Consider the following 21,506-nt stretch of genomic DNA (forward strand, 5'->3'; position numbering starts at 1 on the left):
AAAGGAAATATATGAAATTAATCAACAAAATTGCACTATCCCTTATGATCGGCTCGGCAGCAGTCGTATCCGAACCGTCTTTTGCACAAAATCTTAATGCCACTTATATAAAAGGTTCTACAATCAAAGAAACATCAAATCTTTCCGACGCCTATTTGTTTGACGAAGTAGAAAATTTATTTCTAGTAAGCGCAGAGGATTATGCGGATGCCTTAACGGGAGGAGTTTTAGCGGGAGAAAAGAACGGATCGATTCTTTATGTAAAAAATGGGAAGATAGATTCTTTAGGCTATAAAAGAATCCGCCAGGCACAGAATGTATACGCTGTCGGAGGAGAAAAAGCGGTGCCGGATAATGTTGTAAAGAATATAAAAAACTTCAAAGGCAGAATTTCAGGAAGTACCCGCTATGAAACCGGCGTAGAAGTAGCGAGAACATTAGGTCAAAATAGAAATATACTTATAGCAAGCGGAGAAAACTTTCCAGATGCCCTGGCAGCCAGTGCCCTTGCTATTGAAAAAAATATGAATATTATTCTAACACGCAAAGCAGAGCTTTCCGAATCTTCTAGAAAGTATCTTCAAGCGAACAAAGACAAACTTGTATATTTTGTAGGAGGAGATGCTGCAGTATCGAATGCTGTAAAAGAGGAGATCTTTTCTGTGATGGGCAAAGATAAAAAAGAGCTGAATAATTTTATACTTTTCGGGAAAAACCGATACGAAACCTCCAAAGCAGTAGCGGAAGCCTTTGGTCCTTCAAAATCTGCAATACTTGCGGATGGAGGAGATTATAAAGATGCTCTTTTAAGTTCGGCTTTGTCAGCGCAGAAAAAGGCGCCTGTTTTTCTAATCAGCGGTCCAAGCCAGCTGAATGATTTAGAGAAAACTTTAGCCGATAGAAAAGTGGATAGCTTATATGCCCTTAGTACAGGGGAAAACTTTAAATTAAGTTCTCTTGAAGAAGTAGCATCCACATTATCAGGAGAAGAAGTAGCGATTACAGACACTGTAGGGAAAATTGTAAGCAAGACCTCCCCAAAAGCTGAAGAGATACCTTCCCAGTCTTTAAGCGGATGGGCTGGAAAAGATTTAGAAGTAAAATCCGGAGCAGATGCATCTTATAGAACGGTAGGAAGACTTCCCAAAGGGAGTAAAGTCTCTGGAAAGATTATAAACGGATATCTTCATATAGAATTTGATGGTTCTATGAGATATGTGCCGGTATCCGGAATTTCAAAGACAGAAGTAAAGGTCGAGAACTCCTACACAACGCCTTCAGGAGAGAATTTCGTGTATAAAAAAGCGATGAATGTTGTTGCCACAGCTTATAACGAATCGGGAACGTACCCGACAGCAAGCGGTACCTATCCAAAAAGAGGAACAATTGCTGTCGATCCCAGGGTCATTCCTATAGGAACCTTAATGTATGTAGAAGGTTATGGATTTGGCAGAGCGGAAGATACAGGAGGAGCTATCAAAGGAAATAAGATCGATGTCTATATGAACTCCAATAGAGAAGCATATCAGTGGGGACGAAAACAAGTAAGGATATTTATTATAAAATAAAAAAAGCATCCATAACGGGTGCTTTTTTTCTATGGAATCGAAAAGAATACTTTATTAAATAAGGGATAATGAGTATAATGGCATTGAGGATGACTCAAAAATATACTAGGAGGTAGAAAAATGTTAAAAGAGTTTAAGGAATTTGCACTGCAGGGGAATATGCTTGATATGGCAATCGGTATTGTTATCGGTTCTGCATTTACAGCGATCGTAACAGCTATCGTTGATTTTATGATCATGCCGTTAGTAGGAGCGTTGACAGCAGGAGTGGACTTTACGACATTGGCAGTTTCTGTAATGGGCGTCGATTTTAAATACGGGGCTGTAATCACAGCACTTATCAAATTTATCATTATTGCATTTGTATTATTTATGATTGTTAGAGCGATGAACAAGTTCAAGAAAAAAGAGCCTGTAAAAGAAACAACAAAAATTTGTCCTTTCTGTAAAACATCTATCGATATCGAAGCTTCAAGATGTCCAAACTGTACATCTGAACTAGGCGATGCTGTTGTAACAGAAACAGTTTAATGCAAAGATACAAACAAGAACTCTGGTTCTTGTTTTTTTATGAGAAAATTTAAACCCGCTCTTTTCATTCCCCCTGCTTAAAGAGACGGGATAAAGGGTATTTAAGAACCAATAAGGGTAAATGAAGGAGGAATTATATGAGCGCAAATTACAAAAGAGAAATCAACTACTTAGATAGAGCGATAAAGAGCGGAGAGACTGCTTATAAAAAGCTTGCTAAAGTACGAGATGAACTATCCTCTGCAAGCAGATGGGGAATACTGGATACGATAAAAGGAAAGTGGCTGACTACTTTTATTAAACAGAGAAAAATAAAAGAAGCCGGCAAAATTGCCGACGAAGCAGTTTTGGCGATAAATACTTTTGAGAGAGAACTGGCGAATGTAAGCAATTATACGACACTAAAAATTAAAATGTCGAAACCGGCAGTCTTAGCGGATTATTTTTTAGATAGTACGGTAGTAGACGTTATCGTTCAGATGCAGGTCCGCAAGAATCGAAAGAATGTAGAACGCACGATGAAACAGATTCAAGGCATACTTGCAGAGCTTCGAGATGAAAAAGCTATTCTTCGAAGAATGGAACGAGGAGAAGTTTTCGAACAAGAAATTTAAAAGAATGCAAATAAAAAACGAACTCTTTTAAAGAGCTCGTTTTTTTCTATGTAGCACACCCGGATTTGAATCTAATCCAATGAGCGGAACCGCGATCGTTAGCTCCGAACAGGCTGCCCTGCGGCACATAGGAAAGGACTACTTATGGCTGCTTCATTCCTGACCTGACCAGATTCATAGCTTCCTATTGCGCAGGACCCGTTCTTCAACACCACGTGTCGCAGTCAGACCTCATCAAAAGAGACCCTCCACCGGGAATTCGACCCTGCTACAGCGATTGCAGGTTACAGGGCATCGCTAGTTCCCCATCTAGTGCATGGCGGAGAGCAAGGGATTCGAACCCTCGAAACGCTTATCACGCTTACACGATTTCCAATCGTGCGCCTTCGACCGCTCGGCCAACTCTCCAGGCTATAGATAAAATCTTGTAGAAATTACCTAGGAAAATATATTATAACGCGGCTATTGCCGCTTGTCAAGAACTTTATTCCTGCTTTTCAAACAAATAGCCTAACTGATCTGCGATCACCTTTGCGCACTGAACTTCGTTGTCGTTAACGAATTCGAAATCATAATCGCTGATTCGAGTAGAATATCTCGGATCATAATAATATCTGCAGAGTTCTTCTGCTACGAAATCATAATTTCCCTGATGAATCTGTTTTTTATATTCTTCAATTCGCTCTTTAGAAAAGTATCTTTTAATCTTATCGAGAGCTCTGATCAGCTCTTCTTCCATTAAAGATTTTGAAAATTCCTCTTTACCGTCGGAAGAGGGAGCCTTTAAATATTCTTCTACAAGATTTTTGACCCGGTATTCCATGGGGCTTTCTATTTTTATAGAAATTCCTTCCGGCATTTTATCGTATAATTCTTTTGGAAGAGCCACATTTCCGATTCGTCTAGACTCTCCTTCCATAAACACAAAGGGATTTCCCTTAAGAAGGCCGTCATAGAGATAAGATTCGAACATCTTCTGAGTCGTTTGTTTACCCAAACCGACAGAACCTAAAAGAGAGCCTCTATGATTTGCCATTGCTTCTAAGTCTACAACAGGATAGCCCAAGGCATCCAGTTCCTGCAGTATTTTAGTTTTTCCCGTTCCTGTGTTTCCGTATAAAACGATAGGAGTAATTCTTTGGATCTCTTTTTGAAGTTCTTCCCGGATAAACTGGCGGTAGAATTTGTAGCCCCCGTCTAATTTATAAATATGAATCCCCAAGGAATAAATAAAGGACACGATAGAAGAGCTTCGGTATCCCCCTCTAGAACAAAAAACATAAACCTTTTTGTACTCTTTAAAAAGCCGCTGATATTCAGCAAAAACTTCCGGCAGCCGTTTTGAAATAAATTGTACGCCGGCAAGCTTGGCATCTTCAGGACTTTTTTGTTTGTATAAGGTTCCGACGACAGCCCTTTCGTCATCAAAAAGAATAGGCAGGTTGATGGCGCCGGGGATCGTTTCTTTTTCGAATTCCTTAGGAGTCCGTACATCTACATATAGTTTATCTTTTTCTTTTAACGTTTCTTTGTATTCAACAGTCTCGAACATAAATGCTCCAATTCTTTATAGTATAATTATAGTTAATAAATAATTTGATTAGGGTACCTAAAGACAGGTATCTTAATATTATAGAGTAGGCAAAAGGTAAATACAACTGAAAGGAATGGTGGAGAATATGTCATATGTTGAGATGATCGACAGTTCGAAATTTTACAAGATGGGAGAAACCACCATCATAGCCAATGATAAAATTAATTTTACGATAGAAAAAGGCGAGTTTGTCATCATTGTAGGGCCAAGCGGTGCCGGCAAGTCTACAGTCCTGAATATTCTAGGGGGCATGGATACAAACGACGAGGGGAAGATCCTAGTCGATGGAAAGGAAATCTCTTTGTATAATGAAAAGCAGCTCACAAGCTACAGAAGATCGGATGTAGGTTTCGTGTTTCAATTCTACAATCTCGTTCCCAACCTTACGACAAAGGAAAATGTAGAGCTGGCTTCGCAGATTGTAGAGAATGCCAGAGATGCGGAAACGGTGTTGAAGGAAGTGGGACTAGAGAATCGAATGAACAACTTCCCAGCCCAGCTTTCCGGTGGAGAACAGCAGCGGGTGGCGATTGCCAGAGCCTTGGCGAAAAATCCGAAACTGCTTCTTTGCGACGAGCCGACGGGGGCATTAGATTATCATACAGGAAAACAAGTCCTTAAACTGCTGCAGGACACCTGCATAGAGACCGATACAACAGTTATCGTGATTACACATAACAGCGCTATCGCTCCTATAGCAGACCGGGTGATTGAAATCAATGATTCAAAAGTACGGTCGATTACTTTGAATGAAAATCCAAAATCCATTGACGAGATCGAGTGGTGATCCTATGAAAGCTTTGCACAAAGATATATTAATCGAAATAAAATCATCATTTCCACGACTTCTCTCCCTTATTATTATGATCATGATAGGAGTAGCGGTTTTTGTAGGTCTCAAAGTGACCGGTCCTGCAATGACTGGACAAGGGGATACCTTCCTAGAAGATCTTCGCTATCAGGATATAACAGTCCGTTCTACATTTGGACTTAATGATAAAGATCTACAGCAGCTCAATCAAAAAACAGGTGTAGAAGCATTAGAATACGGATATAATGCGGATCTGTTAATAAAAGATAAAGAGGAGGTAATACGCCTTCAGAACATGAATGAAGAGATCTCCCTAACTCAAGTTGTCGCAGGGAACATTCCGGAAAAACCGGGAGAAATTCTTTTAGATCGGGATTTAATGAGTGAATATAAAATAGGGGATACCATTTCTTTTGAACAAGAAGAAGCAAAAGGAGAGGAAGAGTCTCTCCTAGATCGATATGACTATACAGTATCCGGTTTCGGCATCAACCCAGAATATATTACAGAAGGAAATAAAGGCTCTACAACGGAAGGAAATGGATCTTTAAAAGGGTTTGCAGTTACACTCAAAGAACATTTTAAAGCGGACAAATATTCTGTAGCAAGGTATCGTTTTGAGAATTTAGAAGGAATAGCAACCTCAGATCCCCTGTATAATAGACGAATTAAAGATCATCAGTCAGAATTCCAAAAGCTTTTAAGAGATCGTCCGAAAGAAAAACAGGATGCTATGATAACTGAAATAAACGATAGTATAGTAACGGGACAAGAAGAAATTAGAAAAGGCCGAAGAGATTTAGCGGATGGACAGCAGAGGCTGACCGATGCTCAAGAAGAAATAGATAACGCAAGAGCGGCTATTGAAAATCAAATGTCTCAAATCCGCGCCATGGGAGCACCGATTCCCGGAGAACTGACAGCTAGAGAACATGCCTTAAACACAGCTCAAGAAGAACTTAATGAAAACAAGGCAGAATACGATAGAGAAAAAAAGGAAGCAGATGAAGATCTCCAAAAGGCAGAAGAAGATATTCAAGAAGCACGGGAAAACAGAAATCTTATCATAGAGCCGAGCTACAATGTAGACAGCAGAGTCGACGAATCTTCTCTCTATGGATACTTTACAGCGGCTGAAAATCTGGATATCATCAGCAATATCTTTCCGGTATTTTTCTTTCTTATCGCCATGCTTGTGTCCTTGACCACAATGACTCGTATGATCGATGAAGAAAGAATACAAGTGGGTACATTAAAAGCCTTGGGATATTCCAACAATCAAATCAGCAGAAAATATTTGATTTATGGAGCAGTTGCAAGTCTTATCGGAACGATACTTGGGATCATTATAGGCACTAAGCTCATTAGTTTCTATATAGCGAGAGCCTACTCTGTAGGTTATATCTTTGAGGATGTAAAAAGTTCATGGAGATGGGATGTTAATATTCTAGCTCTAATAGTAGGACTTGTTTGTACATCCGGCGTAGCATATCTCGTCCTTCGAAAGTCCTTAAGAGAAAATGCGGCAGCATTATTAAGAGGAAAATCTCCAAAAGGAGGAACCAGAATTTTCCTAGAGAGAATTACACCGCTATGGACAAGACTCAGCTTCCTGCACAAAGTAACTATGAGAAATATCTTCCGTTATAAAAAGAGAATGTTTATGACGATAATCGGAGTAGCAGGCTGTACGGCGCTGATATTTATGGGATTTGCTATAAGAGATTCTATAAAAGAGACGATGACAAAACAGTTTGATCAGATTATACAATACGATTTTATATCGGTTTATAATAATAATGCTTCTGATGAAAATATTGCGCTATACAATGAAAAAATCGATAAAGAGAAACGAATCAAACAAAGCACAAATATCTATATGGAAGAATTCCAGAGAAACAGCACGGACGGAATCACACAAAACATTACATTAATTTCACCGGAAGATGCAGAAGCTTTCAAAGGATATGTCAATCTCCGCAAACCCCGTACCGATGAGGAAATACCTCTCACAAACCAGGGGATAGTCCTTACAGAAAAAACAGCCCAAATTTTTAATGTGAAAAAAGACGATCTTTTCACTCTTTATAATAACAAGGGAGAAGAGGTTAAGCTAAAAGTAGCGGATATCTGCGAATACTATATCGGACACTATATCTTTGCAGCACCGGCGTATCTCAATACAGAATGGGATGAAAATGTAGAATTCAATGCAGATATGGCGATTACGGAGGATCATAATACAGATGAAACAGATGCTCTGCTTTTAGAGATTATGAATTTAGATGCTGCTGCAGCAACAATAAATACAGAAACCTTCCAAGGATATACAAATGATCTAGTAGAATCCATCGATGTCATGGTATACATCATAATTATAGGAGCATCTATGCTCGCTTTTGTGGTGTTATATAATTTAACAAATATCAACGTATCGGAAAGACAAAGGGAGCTTTCTACGATAAAGGTATTAGGGTTTTATCCGAAAGAAGTAACAGCCTATGTCTATCGGGAAACTATGCTGCTGACGATCATCGGAATCTTAGCAGGATATATTATCGGATATCTTATGCACAAGATAATCCTAGATTTTCTTATGGGCGACAGCCAAATGATGGACCCCACACTTCACGCATCAAACTTCATCCTTTCCGCAGGGATTACCCTTTTGTTTTCTGTAATTGTAATGCTTATCGTTCACAGAATGCTTAAGAGAATTGATATGGTTGAAGCGTTAAAAGCAATAGAATAGCGGATACTCATTAAAATATCCATCCGGAAATGATTTTAAAATAGTATCCTTTTTGAGAACTGGAGGAAGAGAGTAGGAAAATATCCACTCTCTTTTCTTTTATAAAAAAAAGTAGAAAAAATGTTGCTAACATATTATATTTGAGTCTGTAAACGTTGCAATATCGTAAGATCGTGTAAGGATTGTAGACTTTTTTTGATTGTTTTTTTGTGAATATATAGCTCATAGGATGATAAGGACAGGAAGCTTACAACAATAGACAAGGCAAAATAGATTGCCGAGAATTTAAAAATAATAATCAATGGAGTTTGTAGAAGATATGAGAAAAATAAGAAATAGAAAAAGTTTGTATGTAATTTTATTTGTGCTGGTTGCAATTTTTATTAATGGATTAAATAGTAATATAGAGACAACAAAATACGATATCTATGATCACAGGGTAAAACAAGAGATGAAAGTTGTGTTTATTGCAGACACTCATAGCTGCAAGTATGGAGAAGAACAAGAAGAATTGTTGCAGAAAGTTAAATCAGAAAAACCGGATCTGATCCTATTGGGCGGAGATATTATTGATGACGAACTTCCTATGCAGACAGGATTTGATACTATTAAAGACTTAGCTAAGAGTTATCCGGTTTTTTATGTTACAGGCAATCACGAAATATGGTCTGGCAAACAGGAATATATAAAAAGAAAAATTAAGAGCTTGGGTATTGAGGTTTTAGAAGGAAATATAAAAGAAATAAATGTAAAGGGCAATCTAGTTAATATTTTAGGTTTAGATGATCCTGAGATAGGGGAACAATATCTGACAGAGTTTGAAACATTGGGAAAATTCAAAAGCGATAGTATATCTATTTTATTAGCCCATAGACCGGAAGATGTTAAATATTATAGAAGATTAGATATTGACTATGTATTTTCAAGTCATGCCCATGGCGGACAATGGAGATTGCCTTTTATTCTAGAAAAAGGGATCTATGCGCCGAATCAAGGCTTGTTCCCTAAATATACAATGGGCATAAACGAAATTTATAATTTTAAGATGATTGTAAGCAGGGGATTAAGCAGAGAATCTACAAGAATACCTAGATTCTATAACAAACCTGAACTTGTAGTGGTGAACTTTAAGAATAAGTAATTTTTATCCTTTACTTTTAATATGAAAATTAAAAACATATACAAGCTGCCGTTATGAAAAAAAGATACCGGCTCGCAATTTGAAAACATTCAGCCCTTTCAGAAATGGCAGCAGAAAAGGGTTCAAAAGATATATTCGTTTTTGTGTAATAAGAGAGAGCAGAAGAAAAGCATAGATTTAGTTCTGCCCCTATAGCCGGCAAAATTATTTTCAAGTATTTATTTGACAAAAGTGTGTCCTCAAGATCCTGTTAAAGAAATAAATCAGCTCTTTTCCAACTTATCAAGGTATTACGTTAAAAGTGGAATAGAGAAGGGTATATATAGTCAAATACTATCTTGATATGGCTAAGGGGGAGAAAATTTATGAAATGGCAAGGGCGTAGACAAAGCGGCAACGTTACCGATCTGCGCGGCAGCGGCGGAAGAATGGGCGGCGGGATGGCTGCAGGAGGACTTGGCTGCGGAGGTATCGCGCTGCTTCTCATTATATCTTTGTTTACGGGGGTAAATCCTCTAGATATGATGGGGGGAGGCGGCGGAGGAGCTGTCATTCCTTATGAACAAAACAGCACGCAACGAATGGAAATGTCGGAAGAAGCAGGACAAGATGATGAACTGAAGGCTTTTTCTTCAACGGTATTTGCGGATTTAGAAGATGTTTGGGGACAAATTTTTGCGGACAATAATCTGCAATACAATTATCCTCAGCTCATACTGTATCAAGGAGTTGTAAATACAGCCTGCGGACAAGGATCCTCCAATGTGGGACCTTTCTATTGCGGAGGAGATCACGGTGTCTACATCGATCCGAATTTTTATAATCAGCTTCATACACAGTACGGAGCGCCGGGTGATTTTGCCTATGCTTATGTTATTGCACATGAAGTAGGCCATCATGTTCAAAACGAATTAGGCATTTTAGAGCAGGTTCAGGGATTCAAAGGAAGAGTTTCTGAAAAACGCTATAATGAGTATTCTGTCAGACTGGAACTTCAAGCAGACTATTTCGCAGGAGTCTTTGCAAATCATATTAAAGGCAAAGGATATCTAGAAGCCGGAGATATTGAAGAAGCTCAAGGCGCTGCATCTGCTGTAGGGGACGACGTTCTGCAAGAACGAATGACCGGAAGAGTAATGCCGGACAACTTCACCCACGGAACAGCAGAACAAAGACAAAGATGGTTTATGAAAGGATACGAAAGCGGAAGCCTAAAAGGCGGAGACACCTTTAATATTCCCTATGAAGAACTTTAGAAAAGAAAGTGTGCAGTGGGGAGAGGGGAGTCGATAGGTGTCAGCTACCTTGACACCTATCGCTCCCCTCTCTCACACTTCACACTTTTTTTAAAATCTCTTTTTCTCTTGAAAAACACAACGCTTAGGAATAAAATAAGAAATGGCAGTAAATTTTAACGATATAGGAGGAAGATTATGTCAGATAATTGCGACGGCGGTTGTTCTAGCTGCGGGGAAACTTGCAGTTCTAGACAAGAAGAACAAAGCCTTTTAATAGAACAAAACAGCAAATCAAATATAAAGAAGATTATTGGTGTAGTAAGCGGAAAGGGAGGAGTTGGAAAATCCTTAGTGACAAGCCTTCTTGCTTCCGAAATGAAAAAAAGAGGGTATACTGCAGGAATATTGGATGCAGATGTCACTGGACCCAGTATTCCAAAATATTTTGGAATTACAGAAAAAGCACGAGGGGATGAAGAGGGGCTTTTAATCCCAAGCGAAGCTGAAAACGGAGTAAAGATTATCAGTACAAATATGCTTCTAGAGCATGAGGACGATCCTGTATTGTGGAGAGGTCCTGTGATTACAAATCTTATCCAGCAGTTTTATAATCAAGCTGCTTGGGGAGAAGTGGACTTTCTCTTTGTAGATATGCCTCCGGGAACTGGAGATGTACCTCTTACGATATTCCAATCCCTGCCCATTGATGGAATTGTTATTGCAACTTCGCCTTCAGACCTTGTTTCTATGATCGTACGAAAAGCGATTAAAATGGCGGATATGATGAATATTCCGATTATTGGAGTGGTAGAAAATATGAGTTATTTAAAATGTCCAAACTGCGATGAGAAAATTTCAGTCTTTGGAAAGAGTAAAATTTCTCAGATAGCACAGGAAGAAAATATCGATACCTTTGGACAAATCCCTATCGATCCTAAAATATCCGAAGCCACCGATGCAGGAAGGATTTTCGATATAGAAATTTTAGAAATAGCAGATGTTTTAAATGCAGTGGAAAGCCTTCATGAATAAATGCTTCACCAAATTCACTGAAAATAAAATTTAAAAAGGCATATTATAATAAATTTTTATACTTTCAATAGAATAATGCAGATAAAAGGAGACTTATACTTAAGATCTCCTTTTAAATTACAAAAAAGTAATAATAATCAAAATAACAAAAAATGCTTTTACAATAGAGGGGAACTAGAGATTTTTATGGAATTGTTAAAAAAGATCTCAGATACTTTAAAGTGAAAGGGAGAAAAAACGATTTCATATTCTAAAACAAGATATATTTAAAATTAAAACTATATAAAAAATGAGCTTATTAACAGCTGTTATAATTATTTATTTTGTTAAGAAGCTTAAGATTTACCGTTTTTTTCTTAAAAGGTTGCAAAAAAGTTACAAGCCATTTATAATATTTGAAGACGGTAAAGCTTTACCGTTAGTTTATTTCTGTACATTATAATAATACACTTTCTTTCAACATCTTATACTTCTTAGAGAAACGCTCCAAGACTTGTAAGAGAACGGAATTGAGGGTATAATAGTAGTGTACAAAATAATTCCTTTCTTCTTGTTTACTGTATTAAGAAGGCATCGGAACTCACAACTACGTAGTACATCGATCATGTGTAAGGCTACTATAGTTGTGTAGAGGACTGTGTTGTATCTACAAGCTACAGTTTCCATTGCCCATTGTATCGATGGGTGCACAGAGTGATGATGTCTAGTCAAGTAAAGGATCTTCGGATCCGGGACTTGCCTTTGTCTTAAAAGGTGGCAAAGAAGCGAGGGGAAAAATTTAAGAAGGAGTGATTTTTATCATGAAAAGTTCCATGAAAAAAGTCCTATCTTTTGTTTTAGCATTAGCGATGGTTGTTCTTGCTACCGTTCCTGCATTCGCAGCGACAGGTGTAGTAGATCCAGCTGATCCTAATCACACACAAATTAAATTTGTGGTAACAAAAGGCGGACTAAAAACAGACGACGGTACAGCAACTACTGAACCTGGTAAACCTGGTGAAATCGAAAGATTAGCTAGAGGTGAATACGAATTAACAGATGGTGAGTATTTAACTGAAAATACTACTTATGTAGTAGAAATGGAAATCGAAGAAGTAGTAGAGGGAACTCCTAACAAGTTCGCTATAACTACAAATGCAAAAGGTCAAATTTCTTCAGTTAAAGCAATCACTGAAAAGATGGAAGATGGAGAACCTGTAGTAGTTAATGAAGTAGCTTTAGACGTTAAAGCCCCTTCAGAATTCCAATTCGAATTCAAATTAGCTAACCCAGCAGATGCAGATGGATATACTATCTACACTCGCGATACTCAAGGAAAAGCAGTTGAAACTGCTACTGACTTAAGAGTTTATGCAGTAGAAGTTGAGAATGGCGAGTATGTATATGGTGATTCTAATGCAATCAACCAAGTAGACTATGATAGACACTTAGGTAATTTCGGAGTACCAGCTGGAAGAAACAATGACAACGGAGATATCGCAGTTGACAGTAAATTTGTATTCTCTGATGCAACATTAGAACTAGCTAAAAACTACGTTTCTGGCGAAGGTCTTCCAATCGTAGCTTTAGTAGAAGCTGGTAAAGATAAAGCTTATGATACTGACGATGATATCGTAGTATTTACAAACTTCTCTAAAGATAGACAAGCTGTATTAACATTACCTGTATTAGGTGAAAACTATGCAGATCTTAAAGTTATTGTTAGAGGATTAAACAATCCTACAGTAGCTGTAGAAGGCGCAACTGTTGAAATCCAAAAGAACTCAACTGAATTATTCGGACCTGAGTCTTTCGGAGAAGCAATTGCAACAGGAAAAACAAACTCTAACGGAGAAGTAACATTCTCAAATGTTAAAGTTGCTGACTTATTAAAATATTTAAGCGACGATGCTATTGAGGATGATGTCGATTACGAAGATAGTTTCAAAGAAATCAGATTACCATTTAGAGCAGTCGTAACTGCAGCTAATGGATACTCAGTTCCTGAAGGAGTTACATTAACTGCTAGTATCATTGATGCTCAAAATGGCGAAGTTGTTATCAACTTAGTACCAACTGGCGCAAGCCAATTAGTTAAGAGAATCTATGGAGATACTCGTTTTGATACTTCTGTAGAAGTAGCTAAAAAATTATATGCTAACGCTAATGAATTAGGCGCTAACCAAGTTAACTTACCAGAAACTGATCCATTAAACGGTAAGAAAACTGTTATCCTTGCTAATGGTATGGACTTCCCAGATGCATTAACTGCAAATGGTTTAGTTAAATACTATGATGCACCTATCCTTTTAACTGATGGCAATAAACTTGCTCCATCTGTTGAAAAATTCATCGAAGATTATGATGTTGAAGGTGTTATTATCCTTGGTGGTACTGCAGCTGTTAACCCAGCTTTAGAATCCGCTTTAGAAAAACAAGGTTTAACTACTACTCGTTTATTCGGGGATAACCGTTACGGAACTTCAGCAGCAGTTGCTCAAAGAATTGCATCATTAAATGGTGGAGTTCTTCCAATGATCGACGTTGAAGAAGCGAACGTAGATACTGAATTCCAAGCTTTCGTAGCATCTGGAATGGACTTTGCTGATGCATTAGTAGCATCTGTACCTGCAGCTATCTACGGAGCACCAATTCTTCTTACAGCTCCAAACGCTGTACCTGCTGAAACAACAAAAGTAATCAACGATTACAAAGTTGTATCTGGTATTGTAGTTGGTGGAGACGCAGCGATTACTCCTGCAACTTACACTAACTTAAACATTGCAACTAAAGAAAGAATCTACGGAGAAAACAGACAGTTAACTTCAATGAGAGTAGCTGAAAGATTCTTCCCACAAGCTGGTAGCGCATTTGTTGCTGGCGGATTAAGATTCCCTGACGCTTTAGTTGGCGGTGCTTTATCAGCAGAAAAAGAAGCTCCTATTCTTTTATCTAACTCAGCTAACTTAACTCCAGCAGTTAAAGACTATATCGTTAAACACAAAATTACTGATGTAGTTATTCTTGGTGGTACAAATGCAGTTTCTACAAATGTACAAGGCCAATTAAACACTGCTGTTCTTGAAGCAAGCAAGTAAGAATAGAATAAAAGCAATTCAAAAGAGATGAGCATAGCTCATCTCTTTTTTTGTATTTTCGCAAATATCTGCAATTATTCTATTTTATAAAACAAAAAGTACCGAAGCGATATTGCTCAGTACTTTTTGTTTTATAGAGTTAGAAAATGTAATATTAAGGTGAAATTCTAAAATGTTCTATTTTTTATGTTTCATATATTTTGATAATAAAGCCGTCATCTGATTTCTGGGTTTCCAATAATCAAGTTCGTATAATACATAAAAGTCTTTTGTCCAGCGGTATTTCCATGGGTACCGTCCTGCCCCGAAATCAAATTCTAAGATATCATCACGTTCGTAAAGATAATGCAAGAGATCATAATAGAGGACAGAATTTGTTCTATACTGTTTGAATGTAGGATTGTAAGCGATATTCCAAGAATAAAGCCTCTTTTTGAACACGAAATTATAGTTGTAGCATATAATTTCACCGTGGCTATCTCTTAATAAAAACAGAATAACGGGGGATTGTTTTGAGACAAGCTCGATATACTCGTTTCTTAAGGCATCATTATAAAGGCTCCTTCGAGCAGTTTTATTCTTTTCTTCTTGCAAATACTTTTGTTCCATCCGGTGCAGCTGTGCAATCTGCTCGTAAAGATCGCTGTTTATCGAGTTATGTATTTCAAAAGTATAGCCTGTTTCTTTTTTTAGCTTGTTTTTAAAGTTTTTAATATTCTTCGAAAATCCCCTTTTCAAGTCATTGAAATTTTCAAACTTATTTAGATATAAAGTGGGTGATTCAACTAGATATTTCAGAAGAGGATTGTATTTTTCGTTCTTTAAAAAATAATGAGCTAAATCACTTTTGCTATCAATATAAGAAAGAACCATTCTATCCCATAAGCTGCCTTTTTCTTCTATCGTTTCTACAATTTCTTTAATAAATTTTTGAACATTAGAGAGGATGGAGCGGTCAAGCAGAAGATTATGATAATCTCCTTGATTTATAAAATGAAGCTCCTGCCATTTAAGAAACAGCTTTTTTCGTTTTAATATATAAAAGGGTCCAATGCCTGCTATTTTATCATTATGATAGAGGACAATGATAAGGGGAGAGATGTCATCGTCTTTTTCATAAACTTTGAGCCATGATTTTGTAAAGGAAAAAGAGTTATAGACGAGTGCATCCGGATCTTGTTGTTCCAATCGAATCCAGTCTTCTTCTAGTGTTAAAAATTCATCGTAACTTGTTATTATTTTTTTATCCATGCGTTCTCCTCCTAAAATGATTATAGCATAAGAGAGATAGGAAGGAATTGGGCTTGATCTATAAATCGAATTCATGTTTAATAAAGGTATAAGAATATAAAAGGAGAAAGAGATGGAGAGATTTAAGGAAGTGATTCGTTCAGAAGGTTTTAGCGGTGTTATAAAAAGAGGAAAATCTAGAATATATAAAACCTTCTATATTTTAAAAGCTGAAATAACTACGATGCTGGAGAATACTATAGAAAATGAGAATTTTGTATGCAGAGTAATAGATAAAGCAGAGATAGAAAAAATAGCAGAAGATTATCCTGAAGAATTTGATGAAAGAAAAAAGAGTATCTTTTTAAACAGGATCAAGGATCCGCAGCATAGAGGGATCGTTGTTCAGTACAAGAACGATATTTGCGGTTATTTATGGTCTTCAATAGGATCGTTAGAAGAAGAGGAATCCGGTTACCAGAGGAAACTTCAAAAGAATGAGATGTATTTATATGATCTCTATACCTTTAAAAAGTATCGCAGACAAGGTGTTGCGGATACGGCTTTTCATCATGAAATGAGATTTTATAAAAATAGAGGCTATCAATATGCCCTTGACTTAGTGGATGAATCCAACAAACCATCGATGTCGGCGATGAATAAAATGGGCTTTTCAAGGATTGGAAAAGTGTATTTCAAAAATTGGAATGGAAAGAAATATAATAAGGTTGTGGAAAGATGAAAGAACAATTAGCGCGAGTTTTAAGAGGACCTATTCGTCTATATAATGAAAGATTGATCCATAAATTATACAATAAAAAATTTTCCCTTAAACCCATTGCAGAAAAAGAAAAGAACTTGGTCCTTGTGCCCCATGTAGATGATGAAACGATAGGTATGGGTGCCTATCTGTTAAAGAGTTCTAAGGAACATATACTCTGCTATAGTACAGACAGCGGAGGAAGTCTTTCGGCTCATAACTACGAAGATACAGTTAAGGAAAGAAGCAGGGAAGCCCTAAGAATTGCAAAAGAATTAAATATAAAAAGAGTAGAATTTTTAGGTGTTGGAGAGGACCGATTTATAGAAGAAGCTGAATTGAAAAAAGAAAAACTAAAGCAGATAATTATAGAGGAACAATTCGATAGAATTTTTACGGTCTCTCCCTATGATGCCCATCCCATCCATCGGCAAACGACAGGTCTTTTGTTGTCCATGATAGATAATATTCCAGAGCATTGCAGGATTGTGTTTTATGAAGTGAGCAATCTCATGCCGGATCATTGGATTAATTCATATGCAGCAATGAATCGGGAACTATTCCTTCGAAAGAGAAATCTATATTCTTTTTTCCCTTCTCAAGAAAAGACAATGGACTTTGATATATTCCAAAGACTGAATCGTAGAAAAGGAAAAGTTTTAGAAAATGGTTCTTATGCAGCGGAGTATTTTAGCGACTTAAGCAAAGAGGAATTTAAAGAACGGATGGAAAGTTTGAGTGAACTAGACCTTCCAAAATATCGTATTGGCAATCATAGAAGTTTTAGAAAAACAGTATAATCGTGGAGATAGAGTAAAAAAGAGTTGAACTGCATCCGCTGCAGTCCAACTCTTTTTTAGTAGAAGTTATTTTAATAAAAGGTTTAATTTCAAGATAAGATTATGTATTTTGTTCGATTATTTCTTTGATTTTTTCCGCTGCATAATTCTTATAATATTCTCCCACATCTCCATGGTTTGTATAACTTTCTTTATCTAGTTCATAGAATATTCCATACCTGTCCAAAACTTTTGTGAAAGGGAGGATATGATTTTTATAATGGTGGTCTTCGGTACTGATATGGATATAGAATTTTGTCTGGGAGGAAGGGACAAGGAAATTTGTAATCAGCTGATTCATTTCTTCCTGAGTTGCTTTCCCATGATCCCCCATAATATAGTCGATATACTCCATTTTTACTTCCTGAAGATAGTCTGCAAGATAAACTTGGGGAGCACCGACAACACTATAGCCGTAGTTGTTTTTCAGGGCTTGATAGATGGCCGCATAGCCCCCTTTGCTGCTTCCGGCAGTGATAATATGGTCTTTTGATATTCCTCTTTCACAAGCGGTGTTTTTTATTAAAAAGCTTACAGCCCGGTCTAAGAAGAAGTCTCTCTTTTCTCCTAAGTAATAGGAGCCCTCTACTCCATCCGGTCCGTAATTATCTAAGATAAAGAGTTTATTTGCCTGAATATCTTGAAAGCTTTTTATATAGTTATACCGGGCTCCTGCTCCTTTTCGCGAAAAACCGGAGAAAGTTACGATGAGATAGGGGCTGTCCTCTGGGAAAAACATATATTTTAAGGGCTTGTCTTCCAGAGTGAATTTATGTTCATATTTTAATTTTAAAAGTTCTACTTTTGCCATAGAGAAAATTTTCTTTATTATTTTCATAGGATTCACCTCTCTTAGAATATACTATATTTGAAAGTATTATTGAATAGAAGTGGCATAATGATTATGTTTTAGTAGAAAGAATGAAAGGAATTCTTTCTTATGATACTATCAAAGTAGAGATTATTTTAGCGGGGTAAAGAGATGGAAAAGAAAAAATACGATTACTATTTATATACAGTAATGGCTGTAACAGCTGTTATACTTTTTTTTATGATGATGCATGCACAGCCCAGCGGTACGGATTGGTATCGTGTTGGTTTTAGAGATAGAAGTCCATCCGGCTTTCTCGGGCTTTTAGGGCAGCAGTATCAGAATGTGGACGGGAAAGTGTTGGGGAATCTTTTCTCTTATCTTCTTATGGTACCGGAATGGCTGAGAGATCTTGTTAAAGCCTTGTTTATCCTAGGAACGATTTTTGTGATTTGGGGAATGTCTAAACGTAAAGATACGATGAGTTTTTTAGCAGTGTTTCTGTTTTTTACAGCCTTTTCGATACCCCTGCTCTCACAAGTTCTTTTCTGGAATACAGGTTTTTTCTATCAAGTATTTCCGGTTTATTTCTTTCTGATCTACCTTCTATGGATGAAGATGGGTCAGGGAGATCCAGAAAGAAAAAGAGAAATCCCTCTGGCAGTGTTCTTCTTTTTTTTAGGGATGGCATCTTGTCTTTTCGCCGAGACCCTTACCTTAGTATTTTTACCCTTAAGTTTTGTGTTTTTGGTGTATGAAAAGAGGGGTACCGGCAAGATATCTATAGAGGCAATATGCTGGAGCGTTGGAACGGTTATCGGTACGATTATTCTTTTTTCTTCTCCGGCCACATTTTTAGAAGGGTTGACTGTTTTTGCCAATGAAACCGGGATTGCTTCCGACAATTTTATTGAATATTATCACAACTTTAGAGCGGCATCTCCTTTTACTAATTTTTCCGTATTTGTAGTGATTCTTATAGGGATTATCAGCCGCTATCGCAAAAACTACACGAAGCTGGATCTTCCTATGGCGGTTATTGCTGGGTGCTTCTTCCTCTATGCTCTTTTAACGAAGGTGGTTCCTTTGGAATTCTTTCAGTTAAACAGTATCTATAGAGGCGGCGACAGCTCCATGATGAAGCTTGATTTTATTGTTCATGCGGTCTTTTGTTTATATCTGATGATTTACGGATTCCACGGGATTGAAAACAGAGAGAACCGACGAACCTGGTTTTTGGTTTTATCAGGAATCTTTATCAATTTTATGATCAATCTTTTTATCCATTCGCCTTTAGCAAAGGACTACTATCTGATGATGATATTTTTTATGATCTTGGCTGTTTTGTCTTTTGATGAAGACATGTTCGGGAAAAAGCAGTTTAACCGGTATCTTATTACTGTGGGATCGGCACTGTTGATACTTATACTCGCAAGAAGGGCCGTCCCTATGATAGAGAATGAAAATCAGTATAATGTAAATTTATTGCGCATAAAAAATACAATGGATAAGGGCGGTCTGGAAATACAAGTCAAAAACTATCCTCATCCGGAATTTATTGTAGATCCGGATAATAGGAGAATGATGAATGGGTTTTATTATAATGAACCGGGAGATTTAATAATTAAGACAGAAAAGTAGGTATCTGTATGGATGAATACACAAAAATTCAAGAGATGGCGGAAGAAATAAAAAAATTAAGAGAAGAAATTGCTACTGAAACTGTACAATTTCAATGGTTTGATCTGTTTAAGCGTGTGGCAGCGGCTATCCTGATTTTTATTATCGGGATGTATATTATACGTTTTTTACGAAAGCTCTTTCATAATTTTTTAATAAAGAAAAATTCAAGCCATGGGTTCAGACATTTTGCGGATGTCGCCTTTAAAATCGGTCTTTATATTATCCTGCTCACAGCAATCGCCTCGGTGTTGGGGATTGAAACGGCATCGATTGCTGCTTTAGTTGCATCGATCGGGCTGACGATAGGTTTGGCTCTGCAGGGAAGCTTATCGGACTTGGCAAGCGGAATTCTCTTAGTAACCCTGCATCAGATACGGCGGGGAAATTATGTCTATTTGGCAGGCAATAAAGATCAGTTTCTGGAAGTAGATGAAATACGTTTATTTTACACCAGCTTTCTCACTGTTACAAAATCAAGACTCTATATCCCGAACTCAAAAGTTCTGAATGAGAAGATAGAAAATCTTTCGGTGATTGGAAAGACAAAGGTGGAAGTAGATATCGGGATTAGTTATGCTTCCGATATGAAACAGGCTAAAAAAATTATGGAAAAAATCCTTATGGAAAATGAATATACTTTATCCGAGGAGATTGAAATTTTTATAAAGAATTTAGAGGACAGTTCAGTTACGATAACAGGAAGAGCATGGGTGATGCCCCAAGATTATCTTAAGGCAAAGTTTTCGATTACGGAGAGGATAAAAGAGATCTATGATGAGGAAGGGATTGTTATACCCTATCCTCAGATGGATGTATATCTTCAAAATACAGAGAGTAAAAGGCAGAGTAAAGGAGCAGAAGAGTTATGATCACGGGATTAATAGGAGCGGGAGCAGTAGGCAGTTCGCTGCTGTATTTTGGAGCAGAGAAGGGACATGCTATTGTCGTGCTGGGAGACCCTGATCGATTGGAAAAATATAAAAAGGGAATCCGGATCAATGGCAGAGATATTGCGGTGCAGGTTCAAGAAAAGAAGGATCAACCGCTGGATATCCTGTTTCTATCGGTGAAATCAATAGATTTTGAGCAGGCAGTAGAAAACCTTCAGAAGTCCATCGATAAGAGAACGATCATTGTATCCTTAATGAACGGAGTGTCTACGGAGACAGAGCTTAGAAAGAGATTCACAAACCCTGTTGTTCATGCAGTGGTACGAGGTTCCTTTAACCGTGGAAAAGAGGGAACCGTTTTTAAAGAAGATCAAATCAATATCACCATCGGTTCGGAGGGTAAAAATAAAGAAGCCGTAACAAAAGTCGAAGCATTTCTAAAACAGATCAGCTATCCTTATATTCTTTCTGAAGATATTATTACAAATATGTGGAGCAAGTTCTGCATCAATGTTTCTGAAAATCTAATCGCTGCTGTGCTGGATTTTAATTATGGACAGATGAAGAAGAGAGAGATTCTAGAAGCTGTAAAACTGGTGCAAAGAGAAGTCGTTGAGGTAGGCAGGCACTACGGAGCGAAATTATCGGAAGAGAATATATCGGATAATATTAAGGCATTGATAGAAGAGATAGACGAAGGAGTTCCATCCACCCTCCAGGATCTTAGAGCCTGCAGAAAGACAGAAGTGGATTTGTTTGCAGGAGAAATGATCCGCCTAGGGGAAAAGGCAGGGATCGAAACCCCTTATTCCAAACTTTTGTACTATCTGGTGAAGGGAAAAGAACAATAGAATAAAAGTGTAGATAATGATATCTTGACAGGTTTACTCAGGATAAAGAGTTTGTATAAATACAGGTCTAAGTGTTCTATTTAC

General features: G+C 37.4%; 17 protein-coding genes, 1 tRNA gene and 1 other RNA gene. 14 read left to right on the top strand and 5 right to left on the bottom strand.

Features of this window, described 5'->3' with window-relative positions:
• The first annotated feature begins 11 nt into the window (after positions 1–11).
• The 3 genes from ACTQ46_RS02560 to ACTQ46_RS02570 all read left to right on the top strand — a co-directional run bounded on the left by ACTQ46_RS02560 (position 12) and on the right by ACTQ46_RS02570 (position 2,713).
• On the top strand, positions 12–1,568 hold the full coding sequence (locus tag ACTQ46_RS02560; protein WP_441747316.1) for a cell wall-binding repeat-containing protein: 1,557 nt from the start codon (positions 12–14) through the stop codon (positions 1,566–1,568).
• Between the two features lie 120 nt (positions 1,569–1,688).
• Positions 1,689–2,099 (top strand): large conductance mechanosensitive channel protein MscL, encoded by a 411-nt coding sequence (gene mscL / locus ACTQ46_RS02565; protein WP_441747317.1) that lies wholly within the window; start codon positions 1,689–1,691, stop codon positions 2,097–2,099.
• A gap of 137 nt (positions 2,100–2,236) precedes the next feature.
• Positions 2,237–2,713 (top strand): hypothetical protein, encoded by a 477-nt coding sequence (locus tag ACTQ46_RS02570; RefSeq protein WP_441747318.1) that lies wholly within the window; start codon positions 2,237–2,239, stop codon positions 2,711–2,713.
• Positions 2,714–2,764: 51 nt separating this feature from the next.
• Here ACTQ46_RS02570 and ffs read toward each other — a convergent pair.
• The 3 genes from ffs to mnmH all read right to left on the bottom strand — a co-directional run bounded on the left by ffs (position 2,765) and on the right by mnmH (position 4,265).
• Positions 2,765–3,031, bottom strand: an RNA gene (gene ffs, locus ACTQ46_RS02575) — signal recognition particle sRNA large type.
• Positions 3,031–3,121, bottom strand: a tRNA-Ser gene (locus ACTQ46_RS02580). Before ACTQ46_RS02580 ends, ffs begins: the two co-directional genes overlap by 1 nt.
• A gap of 76 nt (positions 3,122–3,197) precedes the next feature.
• The gene (gene mnmH, locus ACTQ46_RS02585) at positions 3,198–4,265 is read right to left on the bottom strand and encodes a tRNA 2-selenouridine(34) synthase MnmH (RefSeq protein WP_441747319.1); all 1,068 of its coding nucleotides are present in this window, start codon (positions 4,263–4,265) and stop codon (positions 3,198–3,200) included.
• Between the two features lie 127 nt (positions 4,266–4,392).
• Between mnmH and ACTQ46_RS02590 the strand changes: the two genes are divergently transcribed.
• The 6 genes from ACTQ46_RS02590 (at position 4,393) to ACTQ46_RS02615 (ending at position 14,358) form a co-directional block, all read left to right on the top strand.
• Positions 4,393–5,094: an ABC transporter ATP-binding protein gene (locus ACTQ46_RS02590; protein ID WP_441747320.1), complete on the top strand. Its 702-nt coding sequence runs from the start codon at positions 4,393–4,395 to the stop codon at positions 5,092–5,094.
• Between the two features lie 4 nt (positions 5,095–5,098).
• On the top strand, positions 5,099–7,870 hold the full coding sequence (locus tag ACTQ46_RS02595; RefSeq protein ID WP_441747321.1) for an FtsX-like permease family protein: 2,772 nt from the start codon (positions 5,099–5,101) through the stop codon (positions 7,868–7,870).
• 319 nt (positions 7,871–8,189) lie between these two features.
• Positions 8,190–9,011, top strand: a complete 822-nt coding sequence (locus tag ACTQ46_RS02600) for a metallophosphoesterase (RefSeq protein WP_441747322.1) — start codon at positions 8,190–8,192, stop codon at positions 9,009–9,011.
• 365 nt (positions 9,012–9,376) lie between these two features.
• Positions 9,377–10,267 (top strand): KPN_02809 family neutral zinc metallopeptidase, encoded by an 891-nt coding sequence (gene ypfJ / locus ACTQ46_RS02605; RefSeq protein WP_441747323.1) that lies wholly within the window; start codon positions 9,377–9,379, stop codon positions 10,265–10,267.
• A gap of 177 nt (positions 10,268–10,444) precedes the next feature.
• Positions 10,445–11,281, top strand: a complete 837-nt coding sequence (locus ACTQ46_RS02610; RefSeq protein WP_441747324.1) for a P-loop NTPase — start codon at positions 10,445–10,447, stop codon at positions 11,279–11,281.
• Positions 11,282–12,081: 800 nt separating this feature from the next.
• On the top strand, positions 12,082–14,358 hold the full coding sequence (locus tag ACTQ46_RS02615; RefSeq protein ID WP_441747325.1) for a cell wall-binding repeat-containing protein: 2,277 nt from the start codon (positions 12,082–12,084) through the stop codon (positions 14,356–14,358).
• A 177-nt stretch (positions 14,359–14,535) separates the two neighbouring features.
• Here ACTQ46_RS02615 and ACTQ46_RS02620 read toward each other — a convergent pair whose 3' ends face one another.
• Positions 14,536–15,609 carry a GNAT family N-acetyltransferase gene (locus ACTQ46_RS02620; protein WP_441747326.1) on the bottom strand — a complete coding sequence of 358 codons (1,074 nt, stop codon included), beginning with the start codon at positions 15,607–15,609 and terminating at the stop codon, positions 14,536–14,538.
• 112 nt (positions 15,610–15,721) lie between these two features.
• On the opposite strand from ACTQ46_RS02620, the gene ACTQ46_RS02625 reads away from it, so the two are divergent.
• Positions 15,722–16,330, top strand: a complete 609-nt coding sequence (locus ACTQ46_RS02625) for a GNAT family N-acetyltransferase (protein ID WP_441747327.1) — start codon at positions 15,722–15,724, stop codon at positions 16,328–16,330.
• On the top strand, positions 16,327–17,148 hold the full coding sequence (locus ACTQ46_RS02630) for a PIG-L deacetylase family protein (RefSeq protein ID WP_441747328.1): 822 nt from the start codon (positions 16,327–16,329) through the stop codon (positions 17,146–17,148). Before ACTQ46_RS02625 ends, ACTQ46_RS02630 begins: the two co-directional genes overlap by 4 nt.
• Positions 17,149–17,248: 100 nt before the next feature.
• Here ACTQ46_RS02630 and ACTQ46_RS02635 read toward each other — a convergent pair whose 3' ends face one another.
• The gene (locus ACTQ46_RS02635) at positions 17,249–18,025 is read right to left on the bottom strand and encodes a hypothetical protein (protein WP_441747329.1); all 777 of its coding nucleotides are present in this window, start codon (positions 18,023–18,025) and stop codon (positions 17,249–17,251) included.
• Positions 18,026–18,169: 144 nt separating this feature from the next.
• Between ACTQ46_RS02635 and ACTQ46_RS02640 the strand changes: the two genes are divergently transcribed.
• The 3 genes from ACTQ46_RS02640 to ACTQ46_RS02650 are packed head-to-tail and all read left to right on the top strand — an operon-like array spanning position 18,170 to position 21,422.
• A complete protein-coding gene (locus tag ACTQ46_RS02640; protein ID WP_441747330.1) occupies positions 18,170–19,639 on the top strand; it encodes a DUF6056 family protein in 1,470 nt (489 codons plus the stop codon).
• Positions 19,640–19,647: 8 nt separating this feature from the next.
• Positions 19,648–20,550 (top strand): mechanosensitive ion channel family protein, encoded by a 903-nt coding sequence (locus tag ACTQ46_RS02645; protein ID WP_441747331.1) that lies wholly within the window; start codon positions 19,648–19,650, stop codon positions 20,548–20,550.
• Positions 20,547–21,422, top strand: coding sequence for a ketopantoate reductase family protein (locus ACTQ46_RS02650; protein WP_441747332.1), 876 nt, complete (start codon positions 20,547–20,549; stop codon positions 21,420–21,422). The genes ACTQ46_RS02645 and ACTQ46_RS02650 overlap by 4 nt, the downstream gene beginning before the upstream one ends.
• The last annotated feature ends 84 nt before the right edge of the window (positions 21,423–21,506 follow it).

This window comes from Gallicola sp. Sow4_E12 (genome assembly GCF_052116305.1).
Classification (GTDB): Bacteria; Bacillota; Clostridia; order Tissierellales; family Peptoniphilaceae; genus JBQKLI01.

Coding starts and splice junctions, on each gene's coding strand:
- ACTQ46_RS02600 (WP_441747322.1), top strand. CDS start 8,190: ATGAGAAAAATAAGAAATAGAAAAAGTTTGTATGTAATTTTATTTGTG.
- ACTQ46_RS02645 (WP_441747331.1), top strand. CDS start 19,648: ATGGATGAATACACAAAAATTCAAGAGATGGCGGAAGAAATAAAAAAA.
- ACTQ46_RS02615 (WP_441747325.1), top strand. CDS start 12,082: ATGAAAAGTTCCATGAAAAAAGTCCTATCTTTTGTTTTAGCATTAGCG.
- ACTQ46_RS02640 (WP_441747330.1), top strand. CDS start 18,170: ATGGAAAAGAAAAAATACGATTACTATTTATATACAGTAATGGCTGTA.
- ACTQ46_RS02625 (WP_441747327.1), top strand. CDS start 15,722: ATGGAGAGATTTAAGGAAGTGATTCGTTCAGAAGGTTTTAGCGGTGTT.
- ACTQ46_RS02635 (WP_441747329.1), bottom strand. CDS start 18,025: ATGAAAATAATAAAGAAAATTTTCTCTATGGCAAAAGTAGAACTTTTA.
- ACTQ46_RS02620 (WP_441747326.1), bottom strand. CDS start 15,609: ATGGATAAAAAAATAATAACAAGTTACGATGAATTTTTAACACTAGAA.
- ACTQ46_RS02560 (WP_441747316.1), top strand. CDS start 12: ATGAAATTAATCAACAAAATTGCACTATCCCTTATGATCGGCTCGGCA.
- ACTQ46_RS02650 (WP_441747332.1), top strand. CDS start 20,547: ATGATCACGGGATTAATAGGAGCGGGAGCAGTAGGCAGTTCGCTGCTG.
- ACTQ46_RS02570 (WP_441747318.1), top strand. CDS start 2,237: ATGAGCGCAAATTACAAAAGAGAAATCAACTACTTAGATAGAGCGATA.
- mscL (WP_441747317.1), top strand. CDS start 1,689: ATGTTAAAAGAGTTTAAGGAATTTGCACTGCAGGGGAATATGCTTGAT.
- ACTQ46_RS02630 (WP_441747328.1), top strand. CDS start 16,327: ATGAAAGAACAATTAGCGCGAGTTTTAAGAGGACCTATTCGTCTATAT.
- ACTQ46_RS02595 (WP_441747321.1), top strand. CDS start 5,099: ATGAAAGCTTTGCACAAAGATATATTAATCGAAATAAAATCATCATTT.
- ACTQ46_RS02590 (WP_441747320.1), top strand. CDS start 4,393: ATGTCATATGTTGAGATGATCGACAGTTCGAAATTTTACAAGATGGGA.
- mnmH (WP_441747319.1), bottom strand. CDS start 4,265: ATGTTCGAGACTGTTGAATACAAAGAAACGTTAAAAGAAAAAGATAAA.
- ACTQ46_RS02610 (WP_441747324.1), top strand. CDS start 10,445: ATGTCAGATAATTGCGACGGCGGTTGTTCTAGCTGCGGGGAAACTTGC.
- ypfJ (WP_441747323.1), top strand. CDS start 9,377: ATGAAATGGCAAGGGCGTAGACAAAGCGGCAACGTTACCGATCTGCGC.